The organism is Candidatus Paceibacterota bacterium (genome assembly GCA_028714275.1).
GTDB lineage: Bacteria > Patescibacteriota > Minisyncoccia > Phycocordibacterales > CAINVO01 > CAINVO01.
This window is the reverse complement of the sequence record JAQTMP010000063.1, coordinates 1-3398: the sequence shown is the minus strand read 5'-3', so window position 1 is coordinate 3398 and position 3398 is coordinate 1. Positions and strand designations below refer to the sequence as shown.

5 protein-coding genes are annotated in these 3398 nt (G+C 43.1%); 1 reads left to right on the top strand and 4 read right to left on the bottom strand.

The genetic code is table 11. The annotated features are described in order from the left end of the window. The coding region (locus PHF79_04170; GenBank protein MDD5318976.1) for a translational GTPase TypA at positions 1–597 on the top strand (597 nt) is incomplete at its 5' end. Positions 598–852: 255 nt separating this feature from the next. Here PHF79_04170 and PHF79_04165 read toward each other — a convergent pair. From PHF79_04165 to PHF79_04150, 4 genes are read right to left on the bottom strand one after another with little or no spacing between them, the layout of a single operon-like run. Beyond that, positions 853–1416 carry a CDP-alcohol phosphatidyltransferase family protein gene (locus PHF79_04165; GenBank protein ID MDD5318975.1) on the bottom strand — a complete coding sequence of 188 codons (564 nt, stop codon included), beginning with the start codon at positions 1414–1416 and terminating at the stop codon, positions 853–855. A gap of 4 nt (positions 1417–1420) precedes the next feature. Next, positions 1421–2344 (bottom strand): M48 family metallopeptidase, encoded by a 924-nt coding sequence (locus PHF79_04160; protein ID MDD5318974.1) that lies wholly within the window; start codon positions 2342–2344, stop codon positions 1421–1423. Between the two features lie 40 nt (positions 2345–2384). Then, complete coding sequence (locus PHF79_04155) at positions 2385–2648, bottom strand: hypothetical protein (GenBank protein ID MDD5318973.1); 264 nt, start codon at positions 2646–2648, stop codon at positions 2385–2387. Between the two features lie 18 nt (positions 2649–2666). After that, positions 2667–3227 (bottom strand): LemA family protein, encoded by a 561-nt coding sequence (locus PHF79_04150; GenBank protein ID MDD5318972.1) that lies wholly within the window; start codon positions 3225–3227, stop codon positions 2667–2669. Between the last annotated feature and the right edge of the window lie 171 nt (positions 3228–3398).

Genomic DNA, 3398 nt, shown 5'->3' with positions numbered 1-3398 from the left:
GTAGAAGTGCCGAGTGAAGTATCCGGTATTGTGATCGAAAAACTCGGCAAACGCAAAGGCCTCATGACTTCAATGAAGCAGGATGGCAACATTGTCCGCATGATTTTTGATATTCCTACACGCGGCCTGCTGGGCTACCGCAACCAATTTGTCATCGACACCAGGGGTGAAGGGATTCTTTCTAGTCGTTTCACTGAATTTAAGGAGTATGTCGGAGAAATCACCAAGCGCGAAACTGGCTCTATGATTTCCATGGAAAATGGCAAGGTGCTTACCTTTGCCCTCGGCAATCTCCAAGAACGAGGCGTCATCTATGTCACCCCAGGAACTGAAGTCTACGTCGGCATGGTCATCGGCAACGTCACCAAAGGGGATGACCTCGATGTGAACCCTACCAAAGGTAAGCAGCTTACTAATATGCGCGCCTCAGGATCGGATGGAACGACCTATCTAAACCCCGCTGTTGAAATCACCATCGAACGTGGTCTTGAAATCATGGCTGAAGATGAATATCTTGAAGTCACCCCAAAAAGCACGCGGATTCGAAAGAAATATCTCAATAAGACTGAGCGTGCCAAGAATGCGGGTAAAAACTAATCTTCACTTTTTTGGGACACGCATAAATCTTTACTAAGATTTTGCTGTCGCTCGGTCCGTCGACCTGCGCGACATCCCCAAAAAGTGAAGACTAGTTTTACCCTCCTAATGGCAGCTTCCATTTTATTAAATTCCTCCGAAAGAACTAAGATATCTTTTATAATTCTCATAATTGATAAAATCTGAGCAGATTATAGCAAGTCGAATTAAAAACTCGCTCAAGGAAAGTTAAAGAAATTTTTATATTGTTCAGATCTAGATCGTCCTATACACAAAAAGAGAGAGGGTGGCTAAAAGGATGGCCAGCCAAAAAAAGAGCTGGGCTAACAGCAGTAAAATGCTTAGGGGATAGAAAATAAAAACACAAATGCAGAGGAGAGCGGCCGATTGAAAAATCATTTTCAATTTTCCTTCCCATTTGGCGCTAATAACCCTTTCTTGGGTTTTTTTGCGATGCCAAGCTTGAAATATAATGCCAACTTCAAGAATAACTATTATTCCTGGAATAAGCCAGCCGACAAATTGAGGTAATATGATCAGAGCTGTGCCCCCTACTAGCAGCTTGTCAGCTACCGGATCATAGAGCTGACCCCATTCAGTAATCTGACCTCGCGTCCGCGCCAAAGCCCCATCAATAGCGTCCGTCAAAAGAGCCAGCCCTAAAACAATAATCCCGAGACCATACATATGGATCAGCAGGAAAAAGAAGACAAAGGGCGTCAAAAAAAAGCGTGTCCAGGTCAGACTATTTGGAGTGACACTTTGGGGAATGACTTTCAAAAAAGTGGCTGCGATTATTCTGTCAATTATTTTTTGCATACACTTAAAAACTCTGTTGTCCTCGCAACGCCGCGATACGCTCCTCGGTCGGAGGATGGGTCATAAAAAGTTTAGATAAGCCTTTGCTGGCTTTTGCTCCGAAAGGATTACTGATATAGAGATGTGCAGTTGCTTGTGATGCATGCATGAGTGGATGAGTAGCCCCTACCTGACTGATTTTTTCCAAAGCCGAAGCCAAGCCTTCTGGATAGCGCGTAATCAAAGCTCCAGTCGCGTCGGCCAAAAACTCACGTCGTCGCGAAATAGCCAGCTGAATAATCACCGCCACAATCGGTGAAAGAATAATAAAAACAATCCCAATAATGGCTAAGATAGGGTTGCCACCTTCCCCGTTATTGCTTCGACGGCCACCTCCAAAACCTAGAAACGAACTCCGAAGAAAAATGTTTGAGGCGAGCGACACAAAACCGACCAACACAACGACGATAGTCGAAAGTAAAATATCTCGATTGCCTATATGTGAAAGTTCGTGAGCGAGCACCCCTTCAAGCTCGCTTCGATCTAGCAAAGCCAAAAGCCCGCTGGTCACTGCAATAGCCGCGTGATTTTTGTCCCGACCAGTGGCAAAAGCGTTGGGCGAAGAATCTTGCACTATATATATGCGAGGGGTCGGCAAGCCAGCTGTGATAGCCAAATTCTCCACAATCCGCTGAAGCTCGAGATGATCGGGATTGTGCACAGGATCGATGGCGACAGCCCGAGCACTAGCGAGAGCAATCTTATCTGCAAACCAATACCCAGTAATATTCATGATCACACTAAAAATAACTGCAATATAAAGTATGGCTTCATTTCCATAGACCAGACTCAGGCTATATCCAAGTCCTATGATCACAGCCAAAAAGCAGGCCATAAGAAGCCATGTCTTGGACACATTTGAAGATTGTTGGGTGTAGAGAGTAGCCATTTAATTATTTTTGTCTCGAATTGTAAATAATTTTTGATTTTTATGCTAAAAAACTGTCAAGGACCTTTCTTAGTCTGTTTTTAGCTTCTACGGAAAGAGATTTGGTTCCACTTTTATTAGCTAAGGGGTCAAGATTAACCAGCATTTCAGAAAAATTTGGAGATGCTTTATTTTCATTAAGTTGGTTAAGCATACTTTCAGCAGCTTCATCATCAGAAATATTATCAGCGGCGGCAAGTTTGAGAACAAACTCTATAGATCTTTGAATTTTTTCGCTATCTTCTTGTGGCAATTCGAATCCCATATTTTTAAAATTATTTGACTAGAACTTCACTTCGACTGGCTGTTTAGCTGCAGCTTCTGATTCTTCAAGGCCGAAAAATTCCATTTTAGGAAAACCAAAAACTCCAGCAATAATATTTGAAGGAAAGGAATCTACTGCGGTGTTGAGATCACGCACTGTTCCATTGTAAAAACGTCGAGCGGCCTGAATTTTATTTTCCGTATCTGAAAGCTCACGCTGAAGCTCGAGGAAGTTTGTATTGGCTTTCAAATCTGGGTAGGCCTCAGCAATCGCAAAAACTGATTTCAAAGCTCCAGCCAAATTATTTTCAGCCTGAGCCTTGTCAGTCAAAGTCCCCGCCCCCATCGCAGCTGTTCGCGCCGCAGAAACTTTTTCAAAGGCCTCGCTTTCATGAGTAGCGTAGCCCTTAACGGTGTTGACTAGGTTTGGAATCAAATCATAACGACGCTTGAGCTGGACATCGATATCTGACCAGGCTTCCTTGGCTTGATTGATCTTACGAATAAAGCCATTGTAGGCACCCGCGAGCCACAAAAGCACCAAAATGACTACAATAATAACAACGGTAAGAATTGACATATATTTAAGGGTTTATTTTTAACTTCTATAGTATACCACTACCTCCAAATGTGACCATCATCTGATCAAGAATGCTATCTATTAGGGATGTATTGTAGGCTACCACTAGATTGTCTGGATGGTTTGCATTATAGCCTTCAATATCATTAAAACTTTGAGCCACCAACGTCA